This is a genomic window from Stenotrophomonas lactitubi, assembly GCF_002803515.1.
GTDB classification, from domain to species: domain Bacteria; phylum Pseudomonadota; class Gammaproteobacteria; order Xanthomonadales; family Xanthomonadaceae; genus Stenotrophomonas; species Stenotrophomonas lactitubi.
On the sequence record NZ_PHQX01000001.1, the window covers coordinates 2,795,947 to 2,811,204 of the forward strand.

Genomic DNA, 15,258 nt, shown 5'->3' on the forward strand with positions numbered 1-15,258 from the left:
CACGTGATGCCCTCTTCCAACCAACGCCTTGGCCTGGCCGCACTGACCGCACTGGTGGTCGGTTCGATGGTCGGCGCCGGCATCTTCTCGCTGCCGCAGAACGTGGCGCGCAGCGCCGGCCCGGCCGCCGCACTGATCGGCTGGGCAGTGAGCGGTGCCGGCATGCTGATGCTCGCCTTCGTGTTCCAGGCCCTGGCCAATCGTCGCCCCGACCTGGACACCGGCATCTATGCGTATGCGCGCGCAGGCTTCGGCAACTACATCGGCTTCTCTGCGGCCTGGGGCTACTGGGTCGCTTCGGTGCTCGGCAACGCCAGCTTCTTCGTGCTGATCTTCAGCGGCATCGGCCACTTCGCGCCGGTGTTCGGTGAAGGCAATACACCGGCCGCCATCGCCGCATCGTCCGTGTTGCTGTGGACCGTGCACCTGCTGGTGCTGCGCGGCCTGCGTACCGCCGCGATCATCAATGGCCTGGTCACCGTGGCCAAGCTGGTGCCGATCGCGCTGTTCCTGGTTCTGGCGGCCGGTGCATTCCGCATGGACGTGTTCCGCGCCGACTTCTTCGGCGCTCCCGCGCTGGGGGACATGGGTCAACAGCTGCGCGGAATGATGCTGGTCACCGTGTGGGTGTTCATCGGTATCGAAGGCGCCAGCATCTACTCGCGCCGGGCCACACGACGCGCCGATGTCGGCCGCGCCACCGTGATCGGCTTCCTCGGCGTGTGGCTGCTGCTGGTGCTGGTCAGCCTGCTGTCGATGGGCGTGCTGTCGCAGGCCGAGCTGGCGGGCCTGCCCAATCCCTCGATGGCCTATGTGCTGCGTGCGATCGTGGGCGAATGGGGCGCAACGGTGATCATCATCGGCTCGATCATCTCGGTGCTGGGTGCACTGCTGGCATGGGTGCTGCTGTGCGCCGAAGTGCTGTTTGCCGCCGCTGGCGATGGCACGATGCCGGCATTTCTCGGCCGCGAGAACGCGCGCGGCGTACCTGCCAATGCGCTGTGGCTGAGCAACGGACTGATCCAGCTGTTCCTGCTGCTGGTGCTGTTCAATTCGGGCAGCTACACAAGCCTGGTGCTGCTGGCGGCGTCGATGAGCCTGGTGCCGTACTTCCTGTCCAGCGCGTTCGGCGTGAAGCTGGCCTGGCAGGGCGAGGCGTACGCCAGCGCGGCCGGTGCCCGCTGGCGCGACTTCATCGTCGCACTGCTGGCCAGCGTCTATGCGCTGTGGCTGGTGTATGCCGGTGGCCTGGACAACCTGCTGCTGTCGGTGCTGCTGTATGTGCCGGGCGTGGTGCTGTACGCGTTGACCCGGCACCAGCGCGGCGAGCGGATTTTCACGCGCTGGGAGTGGGTATTGTTCGGCGCGATCCTGGTGGTGGCGATCACAACGCTGGTGGCATTCTGGAAAGGCCAGCTGACGCTGTAGAGCCGAGCACGCGCTCGGCTTCGCGCAGGCAGCCGAGCATGGCTCGGCTCTACAACCGGCGTTTCGTCAGCATGCCGATGTCGTGCATCCAGCGTTCGGCCAGGCTGGGCCATGCCGACACCGGCGCATCTTTCAGGCGCAGGCCGAACGCGTGACCGCCACGCGCGAACAGATGCATTTCAACCGGCACACCGGCCTCGATCAGTGCGCGCTGATAGGTCAATGCATGACGGACATCGTCCGTCGGATCATCGGCGGCCTGCACGATGAACGTCGGCGGTGCCTTGGCATCGACCACGATGTCTTTTTCCAGCGAATCATTCTTGCGCACCCAGAGATGCCCCGGATATAGCAGCATCGCGAAATCCGGTCGGCTGGACTGCGCATCTGCCGCATCCAGCGATGCATAGCTGCGCTGCACATGCGTGCTCAACCCGGCCACCACATGGCCGCCGGCCGAGAAGCCGATCACGCCCAACCGTTGCGGATCGATGTTCCAGTGCGCGGCCTGCGCACGCAGCAGGCCCATTGCCCGTTGCGCATCCTGCAATGCCATCGGCACGGCGGGAATGTCGCGGCAGTTGCATTCGCGATTCCAGTTCGGTCCCGAGGCTGGTACGCGATACTTCAGCAGCGCGCAGGTGATGCCTTGTGCGGTGAGCCAACCACAGATCTCGCTGCCTTCCAGGTCGATCGCCAGCACGTTGTAGCCACCGCCCGGTACCACCATCACTGCGGTGCCGGTAGGCGCGCCTTTCGCCGGAAACACGGTGAGCGTGGGCACGGCTACGTTCTGCAGCATCATCCAGTGCTCGCCACTGGCCCTGGAGACGGTTTCGCTGACCTGTTCGGGGCCTTTCAGCTTCGGCGGCGCCATCACCTGGCCGTCGGGCCAGAGAGGAAATTCAGTGGTACCGGCCGGCGGTTGCCAGGTGGTTGGCGCGGCGGCAGATGCGGTAAATGGCAGCAGGACCATCAGCAGGAGAAATGCAAAGCGAAACGCGCGCATCGTCAACATCCACGTGATGGACCTGCAGTGTAGAGCCGAGTCCGCTCGAAAGATCGCGCGCAATGCATCCACGCATGGCGTGGATCTACCGCCGCACGCGACTGCACGGCACGACGCAACAAAAAAGGCCTGCATCTTGCGATGCAGGCCTCTTGAAAGTGGCGCCCGAAGTTGGACTCGAACCAACGACCCCCTGATTAACAGTCAAGTGCTCTAACCGGCTGAGCTATTCGGGCAGACCGCCAGTATAACGACTCTTCACGCGCGATGGTAGGGGTGATTGGCCAACATCGCAGCGGCGCGATACAACTGCTCGGCCACCACCAGCCGCACCAGCATGTGCGGCAGCGTCAGCGGGCCGATCGACCACTTTTCATCGGCCAATGCAGACACTTCCGGCGAATGGCCTTCCGGCCCTCCAATCAGGAACGCAAGGTCCCTGCCCTGCCCGCGCCAGTGTTCCAGGCGCTGTGCCAGCTGTTCGGAACTGAGCTGGCGGCCCGGCACGTCCAGTGCAACGACATAGGCATTCTTCGGCAACGCAGCGATCACGCGTTTGCCTTCGTCTTCGGTGGCGCGACGTGCGTCCCGCCCTTTGCCGCGCAGGCCGGGCTCGATCTCCACCAGCTCGAAGGGCAACCAGTGCGAGAGCCGCTTCTGGTACTCGGCAAACCCCTGCGCCACCCAACTGGGCGCGCGTTCGCCGGTGGCGATCAGGCGGGCTTTCATCAACATTCCTCCAAAACGTCGACGGCGCCATCGGCGCCGTCGAAAACCGCATCAACGAATGGCTCAGGCCACTTCGTCGTCGTCGTAGGACGGCGGCTGGTCGCCAACGGTCCACAGGCGCTCGAGCGCATAGAACTCGCGCACACGCGGCAGCATCACGTGCACGATGACGTCGCCGAGGTCGACCAGCACCCATTCGGCTTCACGCTCGCCTTCGACACCCAGCGGCATGACGTCGATCTTCTTGGCGAAGCGCACGACTTCGTCGGCGATGGACTTCACATGGCGGGTCGAAGTACCCGACACGACCACCATGTAGTCGGCGACGCTGGACTTGCCGCGTACGTCGATCTCGACCGGGTCCTTGGCCTTCAGGTCTTCGGTGGCTTGACGGACGCTGGCCAGCAGTTCCGGCACGGAGGGCGCGGGGCTGGGCAGATCGACCTTGATGGTCTGGGGCTGGGTCTGGTTGCTCAAAGCGGGTCGACTCGATAAACGTGGGGGCGATTATACGGCCACAGCGCGGCAACCGTATTCACGAGGTGGCAGAGCGGTACAGGCCGTGGCCAGAAACATAGTCGGCCACCGCCGGCGCCAGCATGGCCCGCCAGGGGCCGCCCGCGGCGATCTGGGTGCGCACGGCACTGGCCGATTCCTCGCGCAGCGGGTGGTGCAGGCGCAGGATGCGGCCGGCCGGGCTGGCAAACAGCGCCTGCTCGTTGTCGGCCCAGCGCCCCTCGGTGGCCTGACCCAGCGCGCCGTCGACGCTGGCCCGCAGCGGACTGCCCGGACGCTCGGCGACGATGAAATGGGCCAGCCCGAACAGCGACTGCCACTCATGCCAGCTGGGCAGGCCCAGCAGGCTGTCGGCCCCCACCAGCCACGCCAGCGGGCGGCTGGGGCCAAGTTCGGCCCGCAGTTCGCGCAGGGTATCGACGGTATAGGACGGCCTGCCGGGAAAGCGCGCCGCCCGATCCAGCTCACGGCGATCCAGCAGCAGGCCCGGTTCATCGCCGATGGCCAGGCCGAGCATGGTGCAGCGTTGTTCTGCGGTCGCGCCCGGCACCGCGCGGTGCGGCGGGTCGGCGGCAGGCAGCATGCGCACCGCCACCTGCAGTTCATCGCGCGCAGCGCGCGCGATCGCCAGATGGCCCAGATGCACCGGGTCGAAGGTGCCCCCGTAATAGATCCGCAGGCTCATGGATCAGGCCCGGGCGAGCAGCCGTACCGCGCGCGCCTCGGCCACCGCCACCAGCAGGCGCTCAAGCGCGAGCCAGGCATCGCCGTCGGCGCGCCCCTTGGCGATGCGGTCAACCAGCCCTGCTTCGGCCACGAAACGCTCCCAGCGCTTGCCTTCCGGATGCCGCTGCAGCGCACGCTTGTAGGGTGCCTGCCGCGATTCCCAGATACCGCGGGATTTCATCTCCGCAGCCAGATTGCCGCCACGTGCCTGTACCCGTGCCAGGCCGGCACCGGCCAGCAGTTCGCGGATCACGATCGGCATCAGCGCGGCCACGGCCTCGCCTTCGCCGCGCAGGCCGGCCAGCATCCTCAGCACCGCCTGTGGCTGGCCGGAGAACGTTGCCTCCACCAGCCGGAAGACGTCGTAGCGGGCGGCATCAGCCACCAGCGATTCCATCCGTTCCACGTCCAGGGTCTGGCCATCGGCCAGCAGTGCGAGCTTGTCGATCTCCTGCGCAGCGGCCAGCAGGTTTCCTTCCACGCGCTCGGCCAGGCGCTGCACGGCGGCAGGTTCGGCACGCAGGCTTCTGCTGCGCAGGCGCCGCTCGATCCAGTCCGGCAGCTCGTGTGGCTTGATCGCCCAGGCCACCGACAGCACGCCGACACGGTTCACCGCCTCGGCCCACTTGCTCTGGTGGGCCTTGCTCCATTCATTGGCGGTGATCATCAGGATCACGTCCGGCGCCGGATTGGCGCAGAACTGGCTGATCACCTCGCCACCTTCCTTGCCCGGCTTGCCACTGGGCAGGCGCACTTCCACCAGGCGGCGCGCACTGAACAGGCTGGGGGCGTGAAAACTGGCGTCGAGCTGGTTCCAGTCGAAATCGCGGCCATCGGCATCGAACACTTCGCGCTCGTCGATGCCGGCCGCGCGTGCACGGGCCCGCACGGCGTCGGCCGCCTCCAGCACGCGCAGTGTTTCCGGACCGGCGATCAGATAGACCGGCGCCAGCGCCGTGTCAGCGCCCTGCCCGGCCAGCTGTTCCGGTCGCAGTTCCATCAGGCGCCCGGCTCAGTGCTTGACGGCGGGTGCGGGCTCGACCGGATCGTGCTCGACCGGCTTCGGCGCCGACAGGCTGCCGCCCTTTTCCAGTTCGGCGCGGACCACGCTGTCGATGCGGCGGATGATCGAGGCCGACATTTCCCGGCGCAGTTCATCTGCCAGGATCTCGCGTTCGGTGGTGGTACCGGTGGCGTCGGTCGGCGGCGACACGTAGTCGCGCGACAGTTCGATCACCTGCTGCGGCACCAGCTCGCTGCCGTCTTCGCGGCGGAAGATGAAGATCACCGCATAGCGCAGGCTGTATTCCTGTGCGCGGCCCTGCGAGTCGATCGCGATGGGCAGGTCGCCCCAGCGTTCGGACAGGACCTGCAGCTGGGCATTGGGGCCCTTGCTGTCCTCATCGGCCAAGCGCGCACCGGAGGCCAGCAGGCTGCGGTTCAACAGCTTGACCAGCTCGCTGTAGGGCGCGGTGGACACCACCTTCACCGGCGCCGTGTCGGTCGGCAGCATCAGCTTGTTGCGCAGGTGGAAACCACAGCCGGCGAGGCCGAGGACGAGAACGAGGGCAAGCAGGATTCGGGTCATGGAGACAGTCTGGCGGAGCCGGGCGATCACGGCAACAGACAGGGTGCCCGAGGCCGCGTGAACGCAGGGCCATCGGCCGGGCACGCCCGGCGTGGCGACAACGCACCGGCCACCAGGACGGCGGCCGGTGCCGGGTACATCAGGCAGCGACGATGTTCACGATCTTGCCGGGGACGATGATGATCTTGCGCACCGTCAGGCCTTCCAGGAACTTGGCCGCGTTCGGCTCGGCCAGGGCCAGCGCTTCGATCTGCTCGCGCGCGGCATCGGCGGCGACCTCGATGGTGCCACGCAGCTTGCCATTGACCTGCACGGCCAGGGTCAGCGCATCGCGCACCAGCGCGCTGCTGTCGGCCTGCGGGAACGGCTGGTCTTCCAGCAGCGTTTCGCCATGGCCCAGCACCTGCCACAGGGCGTGGCTGGCGTGCGGGGTGATCGGGTTGAGCAGCAGCACGATGGCCTGCAGTGCTTCCTGGCGCACGGCGCGCCCCTGTTCACTGCCGTCCTCGAACTTGGCCAGCGCGTTCATCAGCTCCATCACCGCGGCAATGGCGGTGTTGAAGCTGTGACGACGGCCGTAGTCGTCACCGACCTTGCCGATGGTCTCGTGGGTCTTGCGGCGCAGGGCCTTCTGGCTGGCATCCAGCGCGGCCGCGTCGAGCACCGGTGCGGCACCGTCGGCAGCGTGCTTCTGCACCTGTGCCCACAGGCGGCGCAGGAAGCGGGCCATGCCGTCCACGCCGGCTTCGTTCCATTCCAGCGACTGTTCCGGCGGTGCAGCGAACATCGAGAACAGGCGCACGGTGTCGGCGCCGTACTTGCCGACCATCGCCTGCGGGTCCACGCCGTTGTTCTTCGACTTGGACATCTTCTCGGTACCGCCGACCACCACCGGCTGGCCGTCGGCGATCAGCGTGGCGCCGGTGATGCGGCCGCGCTCGTCGCGCTGCACTTCCACATCGGCCGGGTTGATCCAGTCCTTCGAGCCGTCCGGATTCGGGCGGTAGTAGGTCTCGGCGATCACCATGCCCTGGCACAGCAGGTTGCGCGCAGGCTCGTTGCTGTCCACCATCCGCGCGTCGCGCAGCAGCTTGTGGTAGAAGCGGAAATACATCAGGTGCAGGATCGCGTGCTCGATGCCACCGATGTACTGGTCCACCGGCAACCAGTAGTTGCCGCGCTTGTCGACCGCATCGCGGGCACCCGGCGAAGTGTAGCGGGCGTAGTACCAGCTCGACTCCATGAAGGTATCGAAGGTGTCGGTCTCACGCTCGGCCGCGCCACCGCATTCCGGGCAGGTGGTCTTGCGCCATTCCGGATCGGTCTTGATCGGCGAACCGGTGCCGGCGAACGCCACGTCTTCCGGCAGCACCACCGGCAGCTGGTCTTCCGGCACCGGCACCGCGCCACACTTGTCGCAGTAGATCACCGGAATCGGGCAACCCCAGTAGCGCTGGCGGCTCACGCCCCAGTCGCGCAGGCGGTAGTTCACCCGGCGCTGGCCCTGGGCCTTGCGCTCGAACCGTTCGGCCAGCGCCTCGAAGGCGCCCTGGAAGTCCAGGCCGTCGAACTCTTCGGAGTTGACCAGTTCGGTCTCGCGGGTCTTGTCGCCGTACCAGTCCTGCCAGCGCGTCGCGTCGTAGGCGCCCTCGTCCTTGCGCAGCGACTTCAGCGCGATGACCTGGCGGATCGGCAGGTTGTACTTGTTGGCGAATTCATTGTCGCGCTGGTCGTGGCCCGGTACGGCCATCACCGCGCCGGTGCCATAGCCCATCAGCACGAAGTTGGCGACCCACACCGGCACCTGGGCACCGGTAACCGGATGCACGGCGCGCAGGCCGGTATCCATGCCGCGCTTTTCCTGGGTTTCCAGCTCGGCCTCGGACACGCCACCCTGCTTCATTTCCGACAGCAGCGCAGCCAGTTCCGGGTTGTTCTTCGCGGCATGCAGCGCCAGCGGATGTTCGCCGGCGATCGACACGAAGGTCACGCCCATCACGGTGTCCGGGCGGGTGGTGAACACGCGCAGCGGATCCAGTGCGGCGCCATCGACGTCACGCACGTCGAACTGGATTTCCAGGCCTTCGGAGCGACCGATCCAGTTGCGCTGCATGGTCTTGACCGAGTCCGGCCAGCCGTCCAGCTCATCCAGGCCATCCAGCAGTTCCTGGGCGTAGTCGGTGATGCGCAGGAACCACTGCGGGATCTCGCGCTTTTCCACCAGCGCGCCGGAGCGCCAGCCACGGCCGTCGATGACCTGCTCGTTGGCCAGCACGGTCTGGTCGACCGGGTCCCAGTTCACCACCGCGTTGCGGCGATAGGCCAGGCCCTTGCGCATCAGGCGGGTGAACATGCGCTGCTCGTGGACGTAATAGTCCGGGCGGCAGGTGGCGAACTCGCGCGACCAGTCGATGGCATAGCCCAGCGACTGCAGCTGGCTGCGCATGTGGTCGATGTTCTTGTAGGTCCAGGCGGCCGGTGCGGTCTTGTTCTTGATCGCGGCGTTTTCCGCCGGCAGGCCGAACGCATCCCAGCCCATCGGCTGCAGCACGTTGTGGCCGGTCATGCGCTTGTAGCGGCTGATCACGTCGCCGATCGTGTAATTGCGCACGTGGCCCATGTGCAGCGCACCGGACGGATACGGAAGCATCGACAGGCAGTAGTACTTCGGCTTGTCCGAGGCTTCATCGACCTCGAAGGCACGGGTAGCATCCCAGTACTGCTGGGCGGCGGATTCAACCTGCTGCGGATCGTAAACGTTGGGTTCGACGCTGGTCATGTAACACGCGGTTGCGGCGGCAAAGCGGTACAGCGTACCGCAGTGCGGCAAATGGCTCCAATCCTGCCTGCCGGGCCGGCGCGCGGCGGGGCAGCAGAAACCGTCTCAGCGCCTGCGCGACAGAGGCAGGGCCAAGGCCAACCACAGCGCCCAGCAGGCAAAGGCCAGCCGCTGCGCCAGCGCCGCCGGCAGTACACCCGGCAGTCCAAACGCGAGCAGACCAGCACCGATCCCGCAGCCCAGCGCCAGCAGGCCCAGCCTGCGCCCGCCGGAATGCCGCAGTCGTGCCGCCCCCAGCATCACGCTGCCGGCGACAAAGGCCAGTGCCCAGACCATCCACACGCTGGCGTGCAGCTTGCTGGCCGGGCCCTGCATATCCATCTGGTCCTCGAAATCCAGCGGCAGCAGGCCCATCGCGATGAAGGCAAGCGCGGCCAGCAGCAGCATCTGGCTGCCCACGCGTGCCGTCCAGGCGGCGTCCACCGGCAGTTGCCGGCGCAGGCGCTCGGCCACGACCACCGCCAGTGCACCCGGCAGCACCAGGCCCAGCAGGTTGAAACCCAGCGCATGGGGAATGCCGTGCGCGCCCAGCCAGGTCACCGGATGCAGTGCCTGCGAATAGTCCGGCAGCGCCGCACCGAAGCCGACCACCGACAGCACGAACAGGGCTGCGGCGAGCACGCCCACCCAACGATCCAGCCGAACCACGGACATCGCAGCCACTCTTCAGAAGAACATCAGGACATTGTCGCGGCAGGCGGCACCTCCGCCAAGCTGTCCAGGATTTCACGACGGGTATGACCGCAGGGTTGAGACCGACATGGTTCGTCACCATAGAATCGGTCTCCAGATGCCGAACGATGCCCCATGACCGAGACGACCTACGTATTCGACGCCACCACCGCTACCTTCGAGGCGGAAGTGCTGCAGAAGTCGCTGCAGACGCCGGTCCTGGTGGACTTCTGGGCGACCTGGTGCGAACCGTGCAAGACCCTCGGCCCGATGCTGGAGAAGTTGGCCGGCGAATACAACGGCGCCTTCGAGCTGGCCAAGGTCGATGTGGACAAGGAACAGCAGATCGCCGCGGCCTTCCAGATCCGTTCGGTGCCCACCGTGTTCCTGGTCAAGGGTGGACAGCTGGTGGACGGCTTCCCCGGCGCCCTGCCGGAAGGTCAGCTGCGTGAATTCCTGGCCCAGCATGGCGTTGTGCCGGCCGATGTCGGCGACGCCATTGCCGAGGACGAGGCCCCGCTCGACCCGCAGGCGCAGGTGGACGTGCTGCGCGCGCAGATCGCTGCCGAGCCGGACAAGGACGAGCTGAAGCTCGACCTGGCCCTGGCCCTGCTGCAGGTTGGCGGCGTGGACGAGGCCGCTACCCTGATCGACGCCCTGCCCGCCAACCTGGCCACCGACGACCGCGCCGTGCGTGGCCGCGCCCGGCTCTCCTTCGCCGCCGCGCTGAAGGACGCCCCGCCCGCCGAGGTGCTGGATGCGCGCATCGCCGCCGACGGCAAGGATCTGCAGGCGCGTCACCTGCGCGGCGTACAGCTGCTGCTGGCCGGCGAGGATGAAGCCGCACTGGAACAGTTCCTGGAGATGCTGCGGATCGACCGCGGCTTCCAGGAAGGACTGCCGCGCAAGGCGCTGATCGATGCCTTCAACGTCATCGCCGACGAAGACCTGGTAGGCCGCTCGCGGCGCCGGATGGCCTCCCTGCTGTTCTGAACGGCAACGGCACCGTTCAGAATCCCTGCACTGAACGCGGGCAATAATGCCCGCGATGGTGGCCTCCAGGGCCGCCACGATCCGTTCGGGGGGATGAGGTCGGGGCCATGGGGTCTTGCAGCTGCGCCCCCGCTTTGCCGGGACAGCATTCCGTGACCGTTGGCCGCTCGTCGTCTTTCATCATCCGTTTCCTGCGCACACTGTTGTGTGCCCTCTTCCTGTTGCCGGCGCTCGCCGGCGCGCAGGACTGGAACTATCGGGTCCGCCCCGGCGATACCCTGTGGGACCTGGGCGCTGCCTACCTCAAGCCGAGCGTGGGCTGGCAGCAGCTGCAGCAGCACAACCGCATCGACAATCCATACCGGCTGCCGCCGGGCGAACTGCTGCGCTTCCCGATCGGCTGGTTGCGCATCGAACCCGCACCGGCGCGGGTACTGGCCGTGCGTGGGCAGGTTGAACTGAGCGCGGCCGATGGCAGCAGCAGCCGCGCCGTGCGCGCAGGCGAAGAGCTGCACATCGGCGATGCGATCCAGACGAAGGCCGATTCCAGCATCACCCTGGAATTTGCCGACGCGTCGCGGTTGCAGCTGCGCGAATACTCACGCCTGCGCCTGGACCAGCTCAGCCGCTATGGCCGCACCGGCATGGTAGATACCCGCCTGCGCCTGCAGCAGGGCCGCGCCAGCAACCGGGTCACCCCTGCGCGCGGGCCGGCCTCTCGCTACATCATCGATGCACCGACGGCCACCAGCAGCGTGCGCGGGACCGTGTTCCGGGTCAGTGCCGGCGACGACGCCCAGACCGGTGCCACCGAAGTACTGGAAGGCAAGGTGCAGGTCGGCAACCCGCATGGCCAGCGTCTGGTGCACCCTGGCCAGGCCAGCCGCAGCGCGGGCAGCGGAACGGCACCCGAAGCGGTTTCCGGTCTGCTGCCGGCACCGCACCTGCGTGCCGATTCGACCCGCCTGGGAGCCTTGCCGGCCCAGCTCGCCTGGGAACCGGTGACGGGTGCCGATCACTACCGGGTGGAAGTCGTGCAGGCCGCAACTCCGGAAATCCTGTTGTTTGCGGCCACCACCACCGACACCGGGCTGGTGATCGGCGAGCTGCCACCGGGGGCGCTGCGCCTGCTGCTGCGCGCAGTGGATGCACAGGGTGTGGAAGGTCTCGATGCCAGCGAGGATTTCCTCCTCGGCGACCAGCCGCCACCGCCGCTGACCATTTCCCCGGTGCAAGGGCAGACGGTCAACAGCGACCGGCCGCGCTTCCACTGGAGCCAGGCGCCCGGTGCCAGCAGCAGTGTGCTGCAGGTGGCCGACGAACCGCAGTTCCTGCAGCCGCTGCGCGAGCAGAGCACCGATGGCACCGACCTGCGCCTGGGCGAGCCGCTGCCTCCCGGCCAGTACTACTGGCGGATCGCTTCGCGTGATGGCCAGGGCCATCAGGGTCGCTACGGCCAGGCACTGACGCTGCAACTGAGCAATGAACCAGTGGACCCGGCGCTACAGCCGCCCGAAGCCACCGATGGCGAGCTGACGCTGCGCTGGCAGGCGGGAAGCGATGGCCAGCGCTACCGGGTGCAGGTCGATCGTCGCGGTGATTTCAACGCGCCGCTGGTCGATAGCACCGTTGACGAACCGCAGGTCAGCCTCAAGCGCCCGTGGCGCGGCATGCTGCACATCCGCGTGCAGTACATCGACGACGACGGCCACGCAGGCCCGTTCTCGCCTGCCCAACAGGTCAAGCTGCCGTGCCGCCTGTGCTACGGCGCGGGCGGCGGTGTTCTGCTGCTGTGGCTGTTGCTGTGAGGCGCTCGCCACTGCCGTGGTCGCGACGGATCCTGCTGGCCGTGCTGGCAGGTGTAGCGACTGCGGTGGTCAGCCACGGCCAATGGCTGTGGCGGCAGGATGAGACGGCGTACGACCTGATGGTCGGCAGCTGGGATTACCGCCCCGACCCCAGCGTGCTGATCGTCGCCATCGACGAGGGCAGCCTGCAGCGGCTGGGCCAGTGGCCGTGGCCGCGCTCATTGCATGCGCGCCTCCTGGACCGCCTGACCGACGCCGGTGCCGAGCGCGTCGCGCTGGATCTCATGCTGTCCGAGCCCGACCGTCGCGATGCGCGCCAGGATGCCGAGCTGGCAGCGGCGATCCGTCGCAATGGTCGCGTGGTGCTGCCGGTGCTGGCCGCGCCGGCCGCTGGCGACCGCATGGCTGAGGAGATGCTGCCGATCCCGCTGATTGCTGCCAGCGCGGCCGCCATCGGCCACAGTGACGTTGAAGTGGACGGCGATGGTGTTGCCCGCGGGGTCTACCTGCATGCCGGCATCGGCCAGGCACACTGGCCTGCGCTCGGCCTGGCGTTGACCGGTCTGCCGTCGCAGCACGCGCAGGGCCTGCCCGACCCCGATCCCGCGCTGGACTCGCCCTATCAATGGCGCCGCAACGACTACGTGCGCGTGCGCTATGCCGGGCCGCCGGAACGCTTGCCGCAGGTGTCCTACGCCGATGTCCTTGAGGGGCGCGTGGATGCATCGATGCTGCGTGGCAGGCGCATCGTGGTGGGCATGACGGCCAGTGGCATCGCCCCTCGCCTGTTGACTCCCACCACCCGCGAATACTGGATGAGCGGCAGCGAGTATCAGGCCAACATCGCCTCGATGCTGCTGCAGGACAAGCAGATAGACGTGTTGCCCCGCGCCTGGCAGGACGCCCTGGCCGGCCTGCTGGTGGCGATGTGTGTACTGCTGCTCGGGCTGCGTCTGCCCTGGGTGGTTGCCCTGTGCTCACTGCCGGCCGCGCCGCTGCTGAGCTGGCTGCTGCTGCGCACCAGCAGCCTCTGGTGGGCGCCGGCCAGCGCGCTGCTCGGCGTCGTGCTGGTACTGACTGTGTGGGCGACCTGGCGGATCGCCTCCTGGCACCGCCAGGCCAACCGCGATGCGCTGACCGGACTGGGCAACCGCCTGCGCTTCGAACAATCGCTGCAACAGGAATGCGACGCGGCACGCCGCAGTGGCAAGCCACTGACCCTGGCCCTGATCGATGTCGACCACTTCAAGCACCACAACGATCGCCATGGCCACCAGGTTGGCGATCGTGTGCTGTGCGAAGTGGCCCGCCTGATCCAGGCGCATGCCCGGCGCCCCCGTGACATGGCTGCCCGCTACGGCGGTGACGAGTTCGCACTGGTGCTGCCCGACACGCCGGTTGAAGGCGCACGGCAGGTGATCGAAGACCTGATCTCCTGCATACGCGCCCTGCCACCGCCCGGCGATGGCAGCGAGACGGGTGTCACCCTGACCATCGGCGTCTACACCCGCGTGCCGGACAGCGACCTGCAACCGCATCATTTCGTCGAAGGCGCCGACAACGCGCTTTACCGGGCCAAGGACAATGGCCGCGACGGTTATGTGATCGACGGCGGCACGCCCGGGCCATAGCGGCCGGCAGGCCTGATGTGGATGCCACGGGCTACAACATACGCATGCGAATGGTTAGACTGGGATCCCTGCCCCCTGCCCGGTTCCCGCATGAAAGCCAGCACGTTCCGCTTCGGCATCAATCTGTGGCCACCGTTCCTGTTCACCGGCATCCATGTCACCCGGATCACCCCCGACTACCGGCAGATCGACGTGGAACTGCGCCTGCGTCCCTGGAACCGCAACTACGTCGGCACCCACTTCGGCGGCAGCCTGTTCGCGATGACCGATCCGTTCTGGATGCTGGGCCTGATGCACACCCTTGGCCGTGACTATTACGTCTGGGATCGTGCTGGTGCGATCGATTTCCTCAAGCCCGGCCGCGGCACAGTACGCACGTCCTTCCGCATCGACGACGCCCTGTTGGATGAACTGCGTACGGCGGCGGCCGGTGGCGAAAAAGTGCTGCGCTGGTTCAGCAACGACGTGGTCGACGAAGCCGGCGAGGTCGTCGCGCAGGTACGCAAGCAGGTCTATGTGCGCTTGAAGCCACACGCACGGTAAAGCGGGCAGGCTGGCGCCCCGCTATCCTCTGCAGCCCTGCCATGGAGGCTGCAATGCGCCTTTTCGTCCTTGCTGCGGCGCTGACCGCCCTGCCCTTCGCCGCCAGCGCACTGGACGTGCCGCCGGTGCGCTACCCCATCCTGCCGGCGCACGCCGCTACGGCCGAGGCTTTCGTACCGGCCGGCTGGGCGCTGGAATACCGGATTGAAGGCGACCTCGACCAGGATGGGCGCGCCGACCTTGCGCTGGTGCTGCGCCAGCAGGACCCAAGCAACATCATCGAGCACGATGGGTTCGGGCCGTCGCCGTATGACAGCAACCCGCGCATCCTCGCCATTGCCTTTGCGCGACCGTCGGGTTACGTGCTGGCGGCGCAGAACCACACGCTCATTCCACGCCCGGACTCGCCCGTGCTCAGCGATGCGCTGGCCGAAGGCACCGGCGTGTCGATCCAGCGCGGCGCACTGCGGGTGGGCCTGTACTCGTTCTCCAGCGCGGGCAGCTGGTCGACGAGCACCACCACGTTCACGTTCCGCTGGCAGGAAGGCCACCTCGCGCTGATCGGCTACGACCGCGACTCGATGATGCGCAATTCCGGGCAGACCGAAGGCCTCAGCGTGAACTTCTCCACCGGCAAGGTGAAGCTGACCGAAGGCAGCATGCAGGACGACAAGGAGCAGGTGCGCTGGCAGACCCTGGCTGACCGCAAGCGCTGGACGCTGGACAGCGTTGGCGATGGCTGGGCGTTCAATCCGCTCGGCGACGGCGACTGAGTC

The 15,258-nt window shown here is 67.3% G+C and carries 14 protein-coding genes and 1 tRNA gene; 6 read left to right on the top strand and 9 right to left on the bottom strand.

Annotation, left to right across the window (positions count from 1 at the left end; all coding sequences use genetic code 11):
- The first annotated feature begins 6 nt into the window (after positions 1–6).
- The gene (gene arcD, locus CR156_RS13120) at positions 7–1,428 is read left to right on the top strand and encodes an arginine-ornithine antiporter (RefSeq protein ID WP_100553163.1); all 1,422 of its coding nucleotides are present in this window, start codon (positions 7–9) and stop codon (positions 1,426–1,428) included.
- Positions 1,429–1,477: 49 nt separating this feature from the next.
- On the opposite strand, the gene CR156_RS13125 is transcribed toward arcD, so the two are convergent.
- The 9 genes from CR156_RS13125 to CR156_RS13165 form a co-directional block, all read right to left on the bottom strand.
- Entirely contained in the window at positions 1,478–2,446 is a 969-nt protein-coding gene (locus tag CR156_RS13125) for an alpha/beta hydrolase (RefSeq protein WP_409349553.1), read from the bottom strand.
- Between the two features lie 150 nt (positions 2,447–2,596).
- Positions 2,597–2,673: transfer RNA gene (locus CR156_RS13130), tRNA-Asn, on the bottom strand.
- Between the two features lie 22 nt (positions 2,674–2,695).
- Complete coding sequence (gene rlmH, locus CR156_RS13135) at positions 2,696–3,166, bottom strand: 23S rRNA (pseudouridine(1915)-N(3))-methyltransferase RlmH (protein WP_025879294.1); 471 nt, start codon at positions 3,164–3,166, stop codon at positions 2,696–2,698.
- Positions 3,167–3,229: 63 nt separating this feature from the next.
- Positions 3,230–3,643, bottom strand: coding sequence for a ribosome silencing factor (gene rsfS / locus CR156_RS13140; protein ID WP_089236374.1), 414 nt, complete (start codon positions 3,641–3,643; stop codon positions 3,230–3,232).
- Positions 3,644–3,701: 58 nt separating this feature from the next.
- On the bottom strand, positions 3,702–4,367 hold the full coding sequence (nadD, locus tag CR156_RS13145) for a nicotinate-nucleotide adenylyltransferase (RefSeq protein WP_100553165.1): 666 nt from the start codon (positions 4,365–4,367) through the stop codon (positions 3,702–3,704).
- 3 nt (positions 4,368–4,370) lie between these two features.
- On the bottom strand, positions 4,371–5,408 hold the full coding sequence (holA, locus tag CR156_RS13150) for a DNA polymerase III subunit delta (protein ID WP_100553166.1): 1,038 nt from the start codon (positions 5,406–5,408) through the stop codon (positions 4,371–4,373).
- A 12-nt stretch (positions 5,409–5,420) separates the two neighbouring features.
- Positions 5,421–5,996, bottom strand: coding sequence for an LPS-assembly lipoprotein LptE (locus CR156_RS13155; protein ID WP_089236377.1), 576 nt, complete (start codon positions 5,994–5,996; stop codon positions 5,421–5,423).
- 139 nt (positions 5,997–6,135) lie between these two features.
- Positions 6,136–8,775 (bottom strand): leucine--tRNA ligase, encoded by a 2,640-nt coding sequence (leuS, locus tag CR156_RS13160; protein ID WP_100554167.1) that lies wholly within the window; start codon positions 8,773–8,775, stop codon positions 6,136–6,138.
- Between the two features lie 105 nt (positions 8,776–8,880).
- Positions 8,881–9,489, bottom strand: a complete 609-nt coding sequence (locus CR156_RS13165; RefSeq protein WP_100553167.1) for a DUF998 domain-containing protein — start codon at positions 9,487–9,489, stop codon at positions 8,881–8,883.
- Between the two features lie 153 nt (positions 9,490–9,642).
- On the opposite strand from CR156_RS13165, the gene trxA reads away from it, so the two are divergent.
- The 5 genes from trxA (at position 9,643) to CR156_RS13190 (ending at position 15,255) form a co-directional block, all read left to right on the top strand.
- Positions 9,643–10,500, top strand: a complete 858-nt coding sequence (gene trxA / locus CR156_RS13170; RefSeq protein ID WP_100553168.1) for a thioredoxin — start codon at positions 9,643–9,645, stop codon at positions 10,498–10,500.
- A gap of 107 nt (positions 10,501–10,607) precedes the next feature.
- Positions 10,608–12,308, top strand: a complete 1,701-nt coding sequence (locus tag CR156_RS13175; protein WP_100553169.1) for a FecR family protein — start codon at positions 10,608–10,610, stop codon at positions 12,306–12,308.
- On the top strand, positions 12,305–13,939 hold the full coding sequence (locus tag CR156_RS13180; RefSeq protein WP_100553170.1) for a CHASE2 domain-containing protein: 1,635 nt from the start codon (positions 12,305–12,307) through the stop codon (positions 13,937–13,939). Before CR156_RS13175 ends, CR156_RS13180 begins: the two co-directional genes overlap by 4 nt.
- Positions 13,940–14,029: 90 nt before the next feature.
- Entirely contained in the window at positions 14,030–14,482 is a 453-nt protein-coding gene (locus CR156_RS13185) for a DUF4442 domain-containing protein (RefSeq protein WP_032975063.1), read from the top strand.
- A 53-nt stretch (positions 14,483–14,535) separates the two neighbouring features.
- Positions 14,536–15,255: a hypothetical protein gene (locus CR156_RS13190; protein ID WP_100553171.1), complete on the top strand. Its 720-nt coding sequence runs from the start codon at positions 14,536–14,538 to the stop codon at positions 15,253–15,255.
- The last annotated feature ends 3 nt before the right edge of the window (positions 15,256–15,258 follow it).